Genomic DNA, 16672 nt, shown 5'->3' with positions numbered 1-16672 from the left:
TACGTACGAATCGCGTGTTCTGAAGGGGAGTTGACGGCACGGTGGCGAACGCGAACGAAGAGAAGCTGCGGGACTACCTCAAGCGGGTCACCAACGACCTGCGCGAGACCCGCCGGCGGCTGGCCGCCGCGGAGGAGAGCGACCACGAGCCGATCGCGATCGTCGGCATGGGCTGCCGGTTCCCCGGTGGGGTGTCCTCGCCCGAGGACCTGTGGCGGTTGGTCGCCGAGGGCGGCGACGGCATCACCGGCTTCCCGGACAACCGCGGGTGGGACCTGGACACGCTGTTCGACGACGACCCGGACCACGTGGGCACCTCGTACGCCCGCACGGGCGGATTCCTGCACGACGCGGGCGAGTTCGACGCGGCGTTCTTCGGCATCTCGCCGCGCGAGGCGCTCGCGATGGATCCGCAGCAGCGACTGCTCCTGGAGACGTCCTGGGAGGCCCTGGAGCGGGCCGGCATCCGCCCCGAGTCGATCCGCGGGAGCGGCACCGGCGCCTACATCGGCGCGATGTTCCAGGACTACGCGGTACGGATGGACGAGGCCACGGCGGCGAACCTGGAGGGGTTCCTGGTCACCGGCCGGGCCACCAGCGTCGCCTCGGGCCGGCTGTCGTACACACTGGGCCTGGAGGGCCCGGCGGTCACCGTGGACACGGCCTGCTCGTCGTCGCTGGTCGCACTGCACCTCGCGGTGCGCGCGCTGCGGCAGGGCGAGTGCGCGCTCGCCCTGGCCGGCGGCGCGACCGTGATGGCCACGCCCAGCACCTTCGTCGGATTCAGCCGGCAGCGCGGGCTGTCCGCGGACGGCCGGTGCAAGGCGTTCGCGGCCGACGCGGACGGCTTCGGCTCGGCCGAGGGCGTGGGCATCCTGGTCCTGGAGCGACTGTCCGACGCCCGGCGCAACGGCCGCACGGTGCTCGCCGTGGTCCGAGGCTCCGCGATCAACCAGGACGGTGCGAGCAACGGGTTGACCGCGCCGAACGGTCCCTCGCAGCAGCGGGTGATCGAGGCGGCGTTGGCGGATGCCCGGTTGTCGGCGGGTGATGTGGACGCGGTGGAGGCGCACGGTACCGGGACGGCGCTGGGCGATCCGATCGAGGCGCAGGCGCTGCTGGCCACATACGGTCGCGACCGCGACACGGAACACCCCTTGTGGCTCGGCTCGTTGAAGTCGAACGTCGGTCACACCCAGGCGGCGGCCGGGGTCGGCGGCGTGATCAAGATGGTCGAGGCCCTCCGACACGGCGTGTTGCCCAGGACGCTGCACGTGGACCGGCCCACCGACCGGGTCGACTGGTCGACGGGCGCGGTGTCGCTGCTCGCGGAGCAGGTGAACTGGCCGGAGACGGGCCGGCCCCGGCGGGCCGCCGTGTCCTCGTTCGGCATGAGCGGCACCAACGCGCACACCATCCTCCAGCAGGCCCCGACTTGGGAGGAGGAGCCCGAAGCGGAGCCGGCGCCGGACGCGGTCGACGCCCCGGCCGGTGCCTTCGGCACGACGATTCCGTGGGTGGTGTCGGGCCGCACGGAGCAGGCGCTGACCGATCAGGCGGCGCGACTGGCCGAGTTCGTCGCGGGTGGATCGCAGCGATCGGTCGCCGAGGTGGGCCACGCGCTCGCCCGGTCGCGGTCGGCATTCGAGCATCGGGCGGTGATCCTCGGCGCCGAGCGTGACGAGTTCGTCGCCGGGCTGAAGTCCCTGTCGGTCGCCGACATGACGACCGACGACCGCGTGCTGAGCGGCGGTGGCGGTATCGGCCGCCCGGTCGCGCTGGTGTTCCCGGGTCAGGGTTCGCAGTGGGTCGGCATGGCCGCGGAACTTCTTGACGCTTCCCCGGTGTTCGCGGCGCGGGTCGCGGAGTGCGAGGCGGCGTTGGCGGAGTTCGTCGACTGGTCGCTGGTCGGGGTGTTGCGGGGTGGTGCGGGTGCGCCGTCGTTGGACCGGGTGGATGTGGTCCAGCCGGTGTTGTTCGCGGTGATGGTGTCGCTGGCGGAGCTGTGGCGCTCGTTCGGGGTGGTGCCGGCTGCGGTGGTGGGTCATTCGCAGGGTGAGATCGCGGCGGCGTGTGTGGCCGGGGGGCTGACGTTGTCGGACGCGGCCCGGGTGGTCGCGTTGCGGAGCCAGGCGATCGGGCGGTCGTTGGCCGGTCGGGGCGGGATGGTGTCGGTGCCGCTGCCGCTCGCGGAGGTCGAGGAGCGGCTGACCGGGTGGGACGGCCGGATCGGGATCGCGGCCGTGAACGGGCCCGCCTCGACGGTGGTTTCCGGCGACCCCGGCGCGCTGGACGAACTGGTCGCCGGGTACGAGGCCGAGGACGTGCGCGCCCGGCGGATTCCGGTGGACTACGCGTCGCATTCGACGCATGTGGAGGATCTGCGGGAGGAATTGCTGGAGGTTCTGGGTCCGGTCGTGCCGCGTTCGTCGGTGGTTCCGTTCTATTCGGCGGTGACGGGTGAGCGGTTGGACACGGCGGGGTTGGACGCGGGGTACTGGTTCCGCAATCTGCGGGAGCCGGTGCGGTTCGATCTGGCGACGCGGGCGCTGCTCGCGGACGGGATCGGGGCGTTCGTCGAGTCCAGTGCCCATCCGGTGCTGACGGTCGGTGTGCAGGGCACGCTCGACGACGCCGACTCCGACGCGGTCGCGCTCGGATCGCTGCGACGCGACGAGGGTGGTCCGGAGCGGTTCCTGACCTCGCTGGGCGAGGCGTTCGTGAACGGTGTGGACGTCGACTGGTCGCCCGCGTTCGCCGCCACGGCCGTGCGCGCGGTCGAACTGCCCACCTACGCCTTCCAGCACGAGCACTACTGGCTGCCGAACGTCGAAGGGCCGGCCGACGCACGGCAGTTGGGGATCGGCGCGTCCCGCCACCCGCTGCTCGGTGCGGCGATCTCGATGCCGGAGTCCGGCGGGGTCCTGCTCACGGGCCGGCTGTCGGTGCGCACCCAGCCGTGGCTCGCCGACCACGCGGTGCACGGCACGGTGCTGCTGCCGGGAACCGCCTTCGTCGAGCTGGCGATCCAGGCCGGTGACCGGGTCGGCTGCCCGACCGTGGAGGAACTGACCCTGGAGGCACCACTCCTGCTGCCCGAACACGGCGCGGTGCAGGTGCACCTGGCCACCTCGGCGGCGGACGAGACCGGGCGGCGCGCCTTCGACGTGTACTCGCGTCCCGAGGACGCCGACGGGACCGAGGAGCCGTGGACGCGGCACGCGTCGGGCGTACTCGGCGCGGCGGCAACGGAAGCGGCGCCGGGACTGACGACGTGGCCGCCGGCCGGTGCCGAGGAACTGGACACGTCCGGGCTGTACCCCGGCCTCGCGGACGCGGGCTTGGGCTACGGGCCGGTGTTCCGGGGCCTGCGTCGGGCCTGGCGGGCGGGCGAGGACGTGTTCGCCGAGGTCGCCTTGCCGGAGGGCGTCTCGCCGGCCGACTTCGGGCTGCACCCCGCGCTCCTGGACGCGGCGCTGCACGCCGTGCTCCTCGGCGCGGCGGGCGGCGCGCCGGCCGAGGTGCGGTTGCCGTTCGCGTGGTCCGGTGTCGTGTTGCACGCCACCGGGGCCGACGCGCTTCGGGTCCGGGTGACCGCGGCCGGACCGGACACGGTCTCCGTACTGGTGGCCGACGCGACGGGCAACCCGGTGGCCTCGATCGCCTCGATGGTCGCCCGTCCGGTCGCCGCCGACGGGCTCCGGCCCACGGTGAACACCCGGGACGCGTTGTTCCGTACCGACTGGATCCCGCTGGAGCCGGCCGCGGACGCGACCCCCGCCGGTCGTCGGGTCCACCTCGGCGTGTCCGAGACGGGCCTCGGTCTCGACGGTCTCGGTCTCGACGGTCTCGAGCCGGCGGCCGACGCGGACGCCGCGCTCGCCGACGGTGCGGCCGTGCCGGAGCTGGTTTTCCTGGACCTCGGTACGGACGACGCCGGCGTCGAGCCGGCGGCGGCCGCGCGGGCGGCGGCGGGCCGGGCGCTGGCCCAGGTACAGCGGTGGGTGGCCGACGAGCGGTTCGCCGACGCGCGGCTGGTCCTGGTCACCCGGGGCGGCGCCACGACGGTCGCCGATCCCGCGGTCGCCGCGGCGCGGGGGCTGGTGCGGTCCGCACAGGCGGAGCATCCCGGGCGGATCGTCCTGCTCGACCTGGACGGCGAGGCGATCTCGCCCGACCTGCTGAACGGCGCCCTCGCGGGGGACGAACCGCAACTCGCGGTCCGGGCCGGCACCGTCTACGCCCCCCGGCTGGTCCGGGCGGCCGAGACGACCGCCCTGGTTCCGCCGACCGGCGTCGCCGGATGGCGGCTGGCCGCGTCGGCCGACGGATCGCTGGCCGAGTTGGCCCTGGTTCCCGACCGGGACGGCGAGGAGCCGTTGGCGCCCGGTCAGGTTCGGGTCGCGGTCCGGGCCGCCGGGTTGAACTTCCGGGACGTGCTGATCGCCCTCGGGATGTATCCGGGTGAGGCGTCGCTGGGCAGCGAAGGCGCCGGGGTCGTCGTCGAGATCGGGCCCGGGGTGCACGACCTGACCCCGGGCGACCGGGTGATGGGCCTGTTCGCGGGGGCCTTCGGGCCGCTCGCGGTGGCCGACGCCCGGATGGTGGTGCGGGTACCGACGGGTTGGTCGTTCGAGCAGGCCGCGTCGGTGCCGGTGGTGTTCGCGACGGCGTTCTACGGGCTGGTGGATCTGGCCGGACTGCGGCGGGGCGAGTCGTTGTTGGTGCACGCGGCGGCCGGTGGCGTCGGGATGGCCGCGGTGCAGGTGGCCCGCCACCTCGGCGCCGAGATCTGGGGTACGGCGAGCCCGGCGAAGTGGGCCGCGACCGGGTTGGCCGACGAACGGTTGGCGTCGTCCCGCTCGGTCGGCTTCGGGGAGCGGTTCGCGGCGGCGGGCGGCGGGCGCGGCTTCGATGTCGTGTTGAACTCGCTGGCGGGGGAGTTCGTCGACGAGTCGCTCGGATTGCTGGCGGCCGGCGGTCGGTTCGTGGAGATGGGCAAGACCGACATCCGGGACGCGGACGCGGTGGCCGCCGAGCGGCCCGGGGAGACCTACCGCGCGTTCGACCTCGTCGCCGACGCCGGGCCGGACCGCATCCACGAGATCCTCACCGAGATCCTGGCGCTGTGCGAGAGCGGCGCCCTGCACCCGCTGCCGACGAGCGCGTGGGACCTGCGCCGCGCGCCCGACGCGATGCGGCACCTGCGCGAGGCCCGCCACGTGGGCAAGTTGGTCGTGCGGGTGCCACGCACCCCGGACCCGGCCGGCACGGTGCTGATCACCGGCGCGAGCGGTGCGCTCGGCGCACTGCTGGCCCGGCACCTGGTGACCGAACACGGCGCACGGCACCTCCTGCTGCTCTCCCGGCGCGGCGCGGACGCACCGGGCGCCGCCGAACTGGCGGCGGAACTGCGCGAGTCGGGAGCGGAGGTGGCCTTCGCGGCGGCCGACGTCGGCGACCGGGCGGCGCTCGCCGAGGTGTTGGCCACGGTTTCGGCGGAGCATCCGCTGACCGGCGTGGTGCACGCGGCGGGTGTCCTGGACGACGGCCTGATCGAGTCGCTGACGCCCGAGCGCATCGACGCGGTGTTCCGTGCCAAGGTCGACGCGGCGGTGCATCTGGACGAGTTGACGGCCGACGCGGACCTGGCGATGTTCGTGCTGTTCTCCTCCGCGGCCGGCACGTTCGGCGGCCCGGGGCAGGCCAACTACGCCGCGGCGAACGCCTTCCTGGACGCGCTTGCCGGGCGCCGACACGCCCGCGGACTGCCCGGCGTGTCGTTGGCGTGGGGCCTGTGGGCCCAGGCCGGCGGGATGACCGGGCACCTGAGCGAGGGCGATCTGCGCCGGATGGCGCGCGGCGGGCTGATCCCGCTGTCCACCGAGCAGGGCCTGGCCCTGTTCGATGCCGCGCTCGGGCTGGACGAGCCCGCGCTCGTGCCGACCCGGCTGGACCTGTCGACGCCGCGCGAGGCCGCCACCGCCGCGATTCCACACCTGCTGCGCGGCCTGGTCCGCACCCGGACGCGCCGCACCGTCGCGGCGGGGCCCGCGGCCGGCGGCACCGCACTGGCACAACGACTGGCCGGGAACACCGCCGCCGAACGCGCCGACGCGCTGCGCGAACTCGTCCGCGTCCAGGTCGCCACCGTGCTCGGGCACGGGTCGGCGGCCGCGGTGGACAAGGACCGAGCGTTCAAGGAGTTGGGTTTCGACTCGCTGACCGCGGTCGAGTTGCGCAACCGGCTCAACGCCGCGACCGGACTGCGGCTGCCCGCCACGCTGGTCTTCGACTACCCCACGCCGGCCGTACTGGCGCAGTACCTGCACGACCGGCTCTTCGACACCACGGCGGACCCGACTCCGCCCCGGCCGGCCGCCGAACCCGGTTCGGACCACGAGCCGATCGCGATCGTCGGGATGGGCTGCCGGTTCCCCGGCGACGTGGCGTCGCCGGACGACCTGTGGCGTCTGGTGTCGCGCGGCGGCGACGCGATCACCGGCTTTCCGCAGGACCGGGGCTGGGACCTGGAGGGGCTGTACGACCCGGACCCGGAGCATCCCGGCACGAGCTACACCCGGCAGGGCGGATTCCTGCACGACGCGGGCGAGTTCGACGCGGCGTTCTTCGGCATCTCGCCGCGCGAGGCGCTCGCGATGGATCCGCAGCAGCGGCTGCTCCTGGAGACGTCGTGGGAGGCGTTCGAGCGGGCCGGGATCGATCCGGACACGATTCGGGGCAGCCGGACCGGCGTCTTCGTCGGCGCCATCGCGCAGGACTACGCGGGGCGGCCGGGCGACGGCGCGACCGGCCTGGAGGGACACCTGCTCACCGGCAACGCGGCCTCCGTGATCAGCGGCCGGATCTCCTACACCTTCGGTCTGGAGGGGCCGGCCATCACGGTCGACACCGCGTGCTCGTCGTCGCTGGTCGCGCTGCACCTGGCCGTACAGGCACTGCGCCACGACGAGTGCGCGATGGCACTCGCCGGCGGGGTGACGGTGATGTCGGCCCCCGGCATGTTCGTCGCGTTCAGCAAGCAGCGCGGACTGGCGGTGGACGGCCGGTGCAAGGCGTTCGGCGCCGGCGCGGACGGCTTCGGCTCGGCCGAGGGTGTCGGCATCCTGGTCCTGGAGCGACTGTCCGACGCCCGGCGCAACGGGCACCGCGTGCTGGCCGTGGTGCGCGGTACGGCGGTCAACCAGGACGGTGCGAGCAACGGGTTGACCGCGCCGAACGGTCCCTCGCAGCAGCGGGTGATCGAGGCGGCGTTGGCGGATGCCCGGTTGTCGGCGGGTGATGTGGACGCGGTGGAGGCGCACGGTACCGGGACGGCGCTGGGCGATCCGATCGAGGCGCAGGCGTTGTCGGCCACGTACGGGCGCGACCGCGACGTCGAACGCCCGCTGTGGCTGGGGTCGTTGAAGTCGAACATCGGACATGCGCAGGCCGCCGCCGGGGTGGCGGGTGTGATCAAGATGGTCGAGGCGCTGCGTCGAGGCGCACTGCCCAGGACGCTGCACGCGGACGAGCCCTCTCCGCACATCGACTGGTCCTCGGGCGCGGTGTCGCTGCTCACCGAGGCGCGGGAGTGGCCGGAGCGCGACGCACCGCGCCGCGCGGGCGTCTCCTCGTTCGGGATCAGCGGCACGAACGCGCACGCGATTCTCGAACAGGCCGCACCGGAACCCGCGGCGGAGAAGTCCGAAGCGGAACCGACCGGCTCGACACCCGCCATTCCGTGGCCGCTGTCCGCGCGCAGCGCGACCGGACTGCGCGACCAGGCCGCGCGCCTGCGCGAGTTCGTGAGCGCCCACCCGGACACCACACCGATCGACATCGGCTGGTCGCTGGCACGGACCCGATCCGTGTTCGACCACCGCGCGGTGGTCGTGGGCACCGACCGGGACACGCTGCTCGCCGGTCTCTCCGACCTCGCGGTCGGCGCGGGCCCGGCGGTGGGCCGAGCCGTGGCCCTGGTGTTCCCGGGTCAGGGTTCGCAGTGGGTCGGCATGGCCGCGGAACTTCTTGACGCTTCCCCGGTGTTCGCGGCGCGGGTCGCGGAGTGCGAGGCGGCGTTGGCGGAGTTCGTCGACTGGTCGCTGGTCGGGGTGTTGCGGGGTGGTGCGGGTGCGCCGTCGTTGGACCGGGTGGATGTGGTCCAGCCGGTGTTGTTCGCGGTGATGGTGTCGCTGGCGGAGCTGTGGCGGTCGTACGGCGTGGTGCCGGCGGCGGTCGTCGGCCACTCGCAGGGTGAGATCGCGGCGGCGTGTGTCGCGGGCGGTCTGACGTTGTCGGACGCGGCGCGCGTGGTGGCCTTGCGCAGTCAGGCGATCGGGCGGTCGTTGGCCGGTCGGGGCGGCATGGTGTCGGTGCCGCTGCCGCTCGCCGAGGTCGAGGAGCGGCTGAGTCGGTGGGCCGGCCGGGTCGGTGTGGCGACGGTGAACGGACCGACGTCCACGGTCGTTTCGGGTGACCCGGACGCGCTGGAGGAGCTGATCGCCGCGCTGGCCGCGGAAGTCGGCGTCGAGGCCCGGCGGATTCCGGTGGACTACGCGTCGCATTCGACGCATGTGGAGGATCTGCGGGAGGAATTGCTGGAGGTTCTGGGTCCGGTCGTGCCGCGTTCGTCGGTGGTTCCGTTCTATTCGGCGGTGACGGGTGAGCGGTTGGACACGGCGGGGTTGGACGCGGGGTACTGGTTCCGCAATCTGCGGGAGCCGGTGCGGTTCGATCTGGTGACGCGGGCGCTGCTCGCGGACGGGATCGGGGCGTTCGTCGAGTCCAGTGCCCATCCGGTGCTGACGGTCGGTGTGCAGGGCACGCTCGACGACGCCGACTCCGACGCGGTCACGCTCGGATCGCTGCGACGCAACGAGGGCGGCCTCGACCGGTTCCTGACTTCGCTCGGCGAGGCGTTCGCGCACGGCGTGGACGTCGACTGGTCGCCGGCCTTCGCGGGTACCGGCACTCGCGTCGTCGAACTGCCCACCTACGCCTTCCAGCACGAGCACTACTGGCTGAAGTCGGTCGAGGCGACGAGTACGGATGTCGCCGGACTCGGGCTCGGCGACGCGGGACACGCGCTCCTGGGCGCGGCGGTCGCGCTGCCCGACTCGGGCGGGTTCGCGTTCACCGGTCGACTCTCGGTGCACACCCATCCGTGGTTGGCCGACCACGCGGTGCTCGGCGCGATCCTGGTGCCCGGAACGGCGTTCGTGGATCTGGCCGTTCGGGCGGCCGACCAGGTCGGTTGCGCGTCGGTCGAGGAACTGGTGGTCGAGGCCCCGATCGTGCTGACCGAGGACGGCGCGGTGCGGCTGCACGTATCCGTCTTGGCTCCCGACGAGGCCGGCTATCGGCAACTGGGGATCTACTCCCGCGCGGAGGAGCCGGGGGAGGCGGGAGGCACGGAAGCAGGCGAGGACGAGTGGCGTCGGCACGCCACCGGTGTCCTCGCCCGCGAAGCCAAGGACGACAGGGTGCGATCCGCCGACACCGACGCGGCCGTGTGGCCGCCGACGGGTGCCGTCCCGGTGGATGTGGACGGGTTCTACGACCGGCTGCTGCGCGGCGGCTACGGCTACGGCCCGGTGTTCCAGGGGCTGCGTCGGGTCTGGCGGCGCGGCGACGAGGTGTTCGCCGAGGTGGCGCTGCCGGAGGAGACGCCGGCGACCGGCTTCGGCGTGCATCCGGCGCTGCTGGACGCCGCGCTGCACACGGTGTTTCTGCGCGGGGAGGGTGAGCGGACGCCGCCCGAGACGGGCATTCGACTGCCGTTCATGTGGTCCGGTGTCACGCTGCACGGCTCGGGCGCCTCGGCGCTGCGCGTACGCCTGGCGTCGGCCGGGCCGGACGCGGTGTCCCTCGACGTCGCCGACGAGAGCGGTCGCCCGATCGCCTCGGCCGGATCGCTGGTGTTCCGGCCGGTGGCCGAGGAACTGCTGCGGTCCGCCGGCACGGCCGGAGCGGACGGGCTGTACCGCGTGCGGTGGATCCCGGCCGACGACGCGGCCGATGACCCGGCGCAGGGCCCGGCGCCCACCGTGCTCCGACTGGGCCCGTCCGGCGAACTGCCCAACACTCTCGACACGGCGGCCCCGGACCTGGTCGTGTACGAACTCGCATCGGCGACGGGTTCGGGGTCGTTCGGCCCGGGAGGCCACGAACCCACGCTCCGCGCACTGGCGTTGGCGCAGTCGTGGGTGGCCGACGAGCGCTTCGGCGGCTCCCGGCTGGTCCTGGTCGGCCGGGGAGTGCGCACCGACCCGGAACTCGCGGCGGCCTTCGGGCTGGTGCGGTCGGCGCAGGCCGAACACCCGGACCGCTTCGTCCTGGTCGACGTCGAGCCGCAGAAGCCGGCTGCGGGCGCCGAACCAGGCCCGACCGACGCGCAACTCGCGGCGGCGGTGGCCACCGGCGAGCCGTACGTCGCGCTCGTCGACGGCGCGCCGCGGGTACCCCGACTCACCCGGGACGAGCCGGCAGCCGACACCACGCACGATCCGGCGCCGGCGTGGGGTCCGGACAGCCGGGTCCTGATCACCGGTGGCACCGGCACGCTCGGCGCGCTGGTCGCCCGGCACCTGGTGCGCCGGCACGGTGTGCGGGACCTGGTCCTCACCGGACGGCGCGGCCCGGACGCACCCGGTGCCCGCGAACTGGTCGACGAGCTGGCCGAGTCGGGTGCCCGGGTCGCCGTCGTGGCCTGTGACGTCGCGGACCGCGACGCGGTGGCCGGGCTGCTCGCCGGGCCTCGGTTCGACGCGGTGGTGCACGCGGCCGGCGTGTTGGACGACGGCCTGGTCGAGTCGCTCACGCCCGAGCGAATCGCCGGCGTCCTCGGGCCCAAGGCGGACGCGGCGGCGCATCTGGACGCGCTGACCCGCGAGCACGGCGACGGCCCGACCGCGTTCGTGCTCTTCTCGTCGGCGGCCGGTCTGCTGGGCAGCCCGGGACAGGCGAACTACGCGGCGGCCAACGCGTTCCTGGACGCGCTCGCCGCCCGGCGTCGGGCCGAGGGCCTGCCCGGCACGTCGATCGCGTGGGGCCGCTGGGAGACGACCAGCGAGCTGACCGGCGGACTGGACGCGAACGAACTGGCCCGGCTGGGCCGCGCGGGCGTGGCCGGCCTGTCCGACGACGAGGGCCTGGCCCTGTTCGACGCGGCGCTCCACGACGACGCCACGGTCCTGGCCGCGCGCCTGGACCACACCGCGCTACAGACCGCGGCCCTGGACGGGGTGCTCCAGCCGATCCTGCGCGGCCTGGTCCGAACCCCGGCCAAGCGGACGGCGCGGGAGGGCGACGCGGCCCGACCGCTGCGCGAATTGCTGGCCGAACTGCCGGTCGGGCAGCGGGCGCAGACCGTGTCGGACCTGGTGCGCAAGCACGTGGCGGCGGTGCTGGGCCACGCGTCGGCGGACGCGGTCGACCCGGCCCGCTCGTTCAAGGAGCTGGGCTTCGACTCCCTACTCGGAGTCGAACTGCGCAATCGGCTCGGCGCGGCGGCGGGGCTGCGGTTGCGGGCCACGCTGATCTTCGATCATCCGACGCCCGCGGCGCTGGCCGACTGGCTGCGCGCCGAACTGGTGCCGGACACCGACCGGCCGGTGCTGCCGGTCCTGGCCGAGCTGGACCGCCTGGAGGCGGCACTGGCCGGCACCGCGGCGGCGGGGCCCGCCGGCGACGAACGCGCGCTGATCGCCGAACGCCTGCGGAAGTTGTTGTGGACGTGGAGCGACGCGCCGCACGACGGCGCCGACGAGGACGGCGACGCCCGCACCGGTCCGGAACTGACCACCGCCTCGGCGGCGGAGATGTTCGCGCTCATCGACGACGAATTCGGCGCCCTGGACGCCGATTCGGCCAGCCACGGGGGTTGAGGAAATGTCGGAAACCGAAGAACAGAAACTGCTGGACTACCTCAAGCGGGTCACCGGCGACCTGCGCCGCGCGCACCAGCGCATCCGCGCCCTGGAGGAGCGGGACGCCGAACCGATCGCGATCGTCGGGATGAGCTGCCGCTACCCGGGCGGGGTGAACTCGCCCGAGGACCTGTGGCAACTGGTGCACGCCGGCGGTGACGCGATCAGCGAGTTCCCCAGCGACCGGGGCTGGGACGTGGCCGACCTGTACGACCCGGACCCGGACCGGCCGGGCAAGACGTACACCCGCGAGGGCGGCTTCCTGTACGACGCGGCCGAGTTCGACGCCGGCTTCTTCGGCATCTCGCCGCGCGAGGCGCTGGCCACCGATCCGCAGCAGCGCCTGCTGCTGGAGACCGCGTGGGAGGCGTTCGAGCGGGCCGGCATCGACCCGGGCTCGCCCGACGCGCGCTCGACCGGCGTGTTCACCGGGCTGATGTACCACGACTACGCGACCCGGCTGCGGTCCGTGCCCGAGGGCATGGAAGGCCAGTTGGGGCACGGCAACGCGGGCAGCATCGCGTCGGGTCGGGTGGCCTATGCGCTCGGCCTGGAGGGGCCGGCCGTCACCCTGGACACGGCCTGCTCGTCCTCGCTGGTCGCGCTGCACTGGGCGGCCCAGGCGCTGCGCCGGGGCGACTGCTCGCTGGCCCTGGCCGGCGGGGTCACGGTGATGTTCACCCCGGGGGTGTTCCTCGAGTTCAGCCGGCAGCGCGGGCTGGCCCCGAACGGGCGGTGCAAGTCGTTCGCGAACGCGGCGGACGGCACCGGCTGGTCCGAGGGCGCGGGCATGTTGCTGCTGGAGAAGTTGTCCGACGCGCGGCGGCACGGGCATCCCGTGCTCGCCCTGGTCCGGGGTACCGCGGTCAACTCCGACGGCGGCGGCACCGGCCTGACCGTGCCCAACGGCGCAGCCCAGCAGCGGGTGATCCGGCAGGCGCTGGAGGCGGCCCGGTTGACTCCGGAGCAGGTGGACGCGGTCGAGGCGCACGGCACCGGCACCACGTTGGGCGACCCGATCGAGGCGCACGCGCTGCTGGCCACCTACGGCCGCGACCGGCCCGCCGACCAACCCCTGTGGCTGGGCTCGCTGAAGTCCAACCTGGGCCACACCCAGGCCGCCGCGGGGGTGGCCGGGGTGATCAAGATGGTGCAGGCGATGCGGCACGGCGTACTGCCGCGCACGTTGCACGTGGACGAGCCGTCGGAGCACGTGGACTGGTCCTCGGGCGCGGTACGCCTGCTCACCGAGTCGACGGCCTGGCCGGACACCGGTCGGCCGCGCCGCGCGGGCGTGTCCTCGTTCGGGATCAGCGGCACCAACGCGCACGCGATCCTGGAACAGCCGCCCGCCCCCGCCGAGGACGAGCGCGACCCGGTCCCGGACGGCGTGCCGGTGCCGGTGCTGCTGTCGGCGCGCTCCGCCGACGCGCTGCGCGACCAGGCGCTGCGCCTGGGCCTGCACATCCGACTTCGGCCCGAAGAGCGGATCGCCGACATCGCCTGGTCGCAGGCGCACACCCGGGCGGTGTTCGGCCACCGGGCGGTGCTGGTGGCCGCCGATCAGGAGGAGTTGGCCGGCGCGCTCAAGACGCTCGCGCGCGGGCAGAGCGGCGCCGCGGTGGTCACCGGGCGCACCGGCGCGAACGCGGTTCGCCCGACCGGCCTGGGCTTCCTGTTCAGCGGGCAGGGCAGCCAGCGACCGCGGATGGGCCGGTGGTTGCGCGAGACGGAGCCGGTGTTCGCCGAGGCGTTCGACGCCGCGTGCGCCGAACTGGAGCTGCGGCTGGCCGGGCACGTCGAGGTGCCGCTGACGGAGGTGCTCGCGGCCGGGGAGGGTACGCCGACGGCGGCGCTGCTGGACCGCACGGTGTACACCCAGGCCGGGCTGTTCGCGCTGGAGGTCGGGCTGTTCCGGCTCGCGCGGAGCTGGGGGCTGCGGCCGGACCACCTGCTCGGCCACTCGATCGGCGAACTCGCCGCCGCGCACGTGGCCGGTGTCTGGTCGTTGCCGGACGCGGCGGCACTGGTGGCCGCGCGCGGCCGGCTGATGCAGGCGCTGCCGGAGGGCGGCGCGATGCTGGCGATCCAGGCGACGGAGGAGGAGGCGGACGCCGCGATCGCGGACCACCCGGGCGGGTTGGCCGTGGCGGCGGTGAACGGACCGCACTCGGTGGTGCTCTCCGGCGACGTGGACGCGGTGGCGGCGGTTGCCCGGGAGTGGGCCGAGCGCGGTCGCAAGGCCACCCGGCTGCGGGTGAGCCACGCCTTCCACTCGCCGCACATGGACCCGATGGCGGCCGAGTTCCGCCGGGTCGCGGCGGCGCTGGAGGCCCGCGAACCGGAGATCCCGGTGATCTCCAACCTGACCGGGCGGCCCGCGACCGCCGACGAGTTGGGTTCACCGGACTACTGGGTGCGGCACGTCCGCGAGGCGGTGCGCTTCCACGACGGGGTGCGCGCGCTGGTCGGGCAGGGGGTGGGCACCTTCGTCGAACTGGGCCCCGACGGCGTGCTCAGCGCGATGGCCGGACAGTGCCTGACCGACGTCCCGGACGCGGTGGTGGTGCCGCTGCTGCGCAAGGACCGGCCCGAGCCCCGCGCGGTCGCCGAGGCGCTGGCCCACGTGCACGTGCGCGGGGTCGCGGTGGACTGGTCGCGGGTGTTCGCGCCGCGGCGGGGACGCCGGGTGGAGTTGCCGACCTATCCGTTCCAGCGCCGCCGCTACTGGCTGGAGGACCGGCCCGGATTCGGTCCCATGGCGGCCGATTCGCCGCTGTGGCACGCCGTCGAGCGCGAGGACGCGGCGGCCCTGGCCCGGGAGCTGGACGCCGAGGACGAACAGGCGCTGCTGGAATCGGCACTGCCGCTGCTGGCCGACTGGTACCGGCGGCGGATGGAGGACCGGGGAACGGCCCCGGGGCTGCCCGACGACCTGCCCGAGCGGAACGAGGCCGACGCGCGCTCGCAGGCGCTGCCCGCGCGGCTGGCCGTGCTCTCGCCGGACGAGCGGGTGCGGGCGCTGGGCGAGGTGGTGCGCGAACACGTGGCCGCCGTGCTCGGCCACCCCGATCCCGACGCGATCGAGCCGGACAGCGAGTTCCTCGACCTGGGCTTCGCGTCGCTGACCGCGGTCGAACTGACCAAGCGGCTGGCCGAGGCGACCGGCCTGGAGCTGAACCCGACGCTGATCTACGACTACAACAACTCGGCGCTGGTGGCCGGCTTCATCGCCGACGAGTTGGCCCGCTCCGCCGCCTCGGCCGACGACGCCGTGCCGGACCTCACCCAGGAAGGCCACCGATGACCACCGCGACCGATCCGACCCGAACCGGGACGCCCGAGGCCCCGGATCCGCGCGACCCCGAACTACGCCTGGCCGCACTGTTGGACCCGGACACCCTGCTCCCGCGCGAACCGCGTGACGACAGCGGCGTACTCACCGCCGAGGGCCGCGTGCACGGCCTGCCGGTGCTCGCCTACTGCACCGACGCCACCCGGATGGGCGGCGCGCTGGGCTCGCCCGGCGCGGACCGGATCATCGCCGCGATCGACGACGCGGTGGACCGGGGACTGCCGGTGATCGGGCTGTGGCACTCCGGCGGGGCCAAACTCGCCGACGGCGTGGCCTCGATGGACGGCGTGGGCCGGATGTTCGCCGCGATGACCCGCGCCTCGGGCCTGGTGCCGCAGATCTCCGTGGTGCTCGGCCCGGCTGCGGGCGCCGCCGCGTACGGTCCCGCGCTCACCGACATCGTGGTGATGGCGGAGACCGGCCGGATGTTCGTCACCGGCCCGGACGTGGTGCGCAGCGTCACCGGCGAGCAGATCGACATGGCCGGACTCGGCGGCACCGAGGCACACGGCCGCCAGTCCGGGGTGGCGCACGTGACCACGGCATCCGAGGCCGAGGCGATCGAACAGGCGCGCACGCTGGTGGAGTTGCTGTGCAGGCCGGGCCGACCCGACCCGGCGGCGGTCACCGGGGAGGCGGCGGAGAACCCCCGGCGACTGTTGCCCGACCGACCCCGGCGCGCCTACGACGTGCACCCGCTGGTTCGCGAACTCCTGGACGACCGGGCGTTTTTGGAACTGCAGGCGCGCTGGGCCGCGAACATCGTGATCGGCTTCGGCCGCCTCGCCGGCGGCACCGTCGGGGTGATCGCCAACAACCCTCTGCGCAAGGGCGGTTGCCTGGACTCGCTGTCCGCGGAGAAGTCCTCGCGGTTCGTCCGGATGTGCGACGCGCTCGGCATACCGCTGGTGGTCCTGGTGGACGTGCCCGGCTACCTGCCCGGGGTCGGCCAGGAGTGGGGCGGGGTGATCCGGCGCGGCGCCAAGCTGCTGCACGCGTTCGCCGCCGCCGTGGTGCCGCGCGTGACGCTGGTGACCCGCAAGTCGTACGGCGGCGCCTACATCGCGATGAACTCCCGTTCGCTGGGCGCGACCGCGGTGTACGCGTGGCCGGAGGCCGAGGTCGCGGTGATGGGCGCGGAGGCGGCCGTCGGCGTCCTGCACCGCAAGAAGATCGCGGCCACGGCCGAGCCGGACCGTCCCGCGCTGCTGGCCCGCCTGGTCACCGAACACGAACAGGCCTCCGGCGGGGTGAGCCGGGCGCTGGACATCGGGGTGGTGGACGAGGTGATCGAACCCGACGAGACCCGGTTCCGGCTGGCCCAGGCGCTGGCCGGAGCACCCGCCGACCGAGGCCGGCACGGCAACATCCCGCTCTGATCCCGACC

3 protein-coding genes and 1 pseudogene are annotated in these 16672 nt (G+C 74.2%); all 4 read left to right on the top strand.

The genetic code is table 11. From position 1 onward, the window contains the following. Positions 1-41: 41 nt before the first annotated feature. A pseudogene (locus ACWCPW_RS31100) lies at positions 42-98 on the top strand (polyketide synthase docking domain-containing protein); the annotation flags it as partial. Positions 99-191: 93 nt separating this feature from the next. After that, the gene (locus tag ACWCPW_RS31095) at positions 192-11888 is read left to right on the top strand and encodes an SDR family NAD(P)-dependent oxidoreductase (protein WP_449764893.1); all 11697 of its coding nucleotides are present in this window, start codon (positions 192-194) and stop codon (positions 11886-11888) included. Then, positions 11866-15237, top strand: coding sequence for a type I polyketide synthase (locus ACWCPW_RS31090; RefSeq protein ID WP_449764892.1), 3372 nt, complete (start codon positions 11866-11868; stop codon positions 15235-15237). Before ACWCPW_RS31095 ends, ACWCPW_RS31090 begins: the two co-directional genes overlap by 23 nt. Further along, a complete protein-coding gene (locus tag ACWCPW_RS31085; protein WP_449764885.1) occupies positions 15234-16664 on the top strand; it encodes an acyl-CoA carboxylase subunit beta in 1431 nt (476 codons plus the stop codon). The genes ACWCPW_RS31090 and ACWCPW_RS31085 overlap by 4 nt, the downstream gene beginning before the upstream one ends. The last annotated feature ends 8 nt before the right edge of the window (positions 16665-16672 follow it).

This window comes from Embleya sp. NPDC001921, from assembly GCF_053594475.1.
The sequence above is the reverse complement of the archived record's forward strand: the minus strand, read 5'-3'. Positions and strand labels throughout refer to the sequence as shown.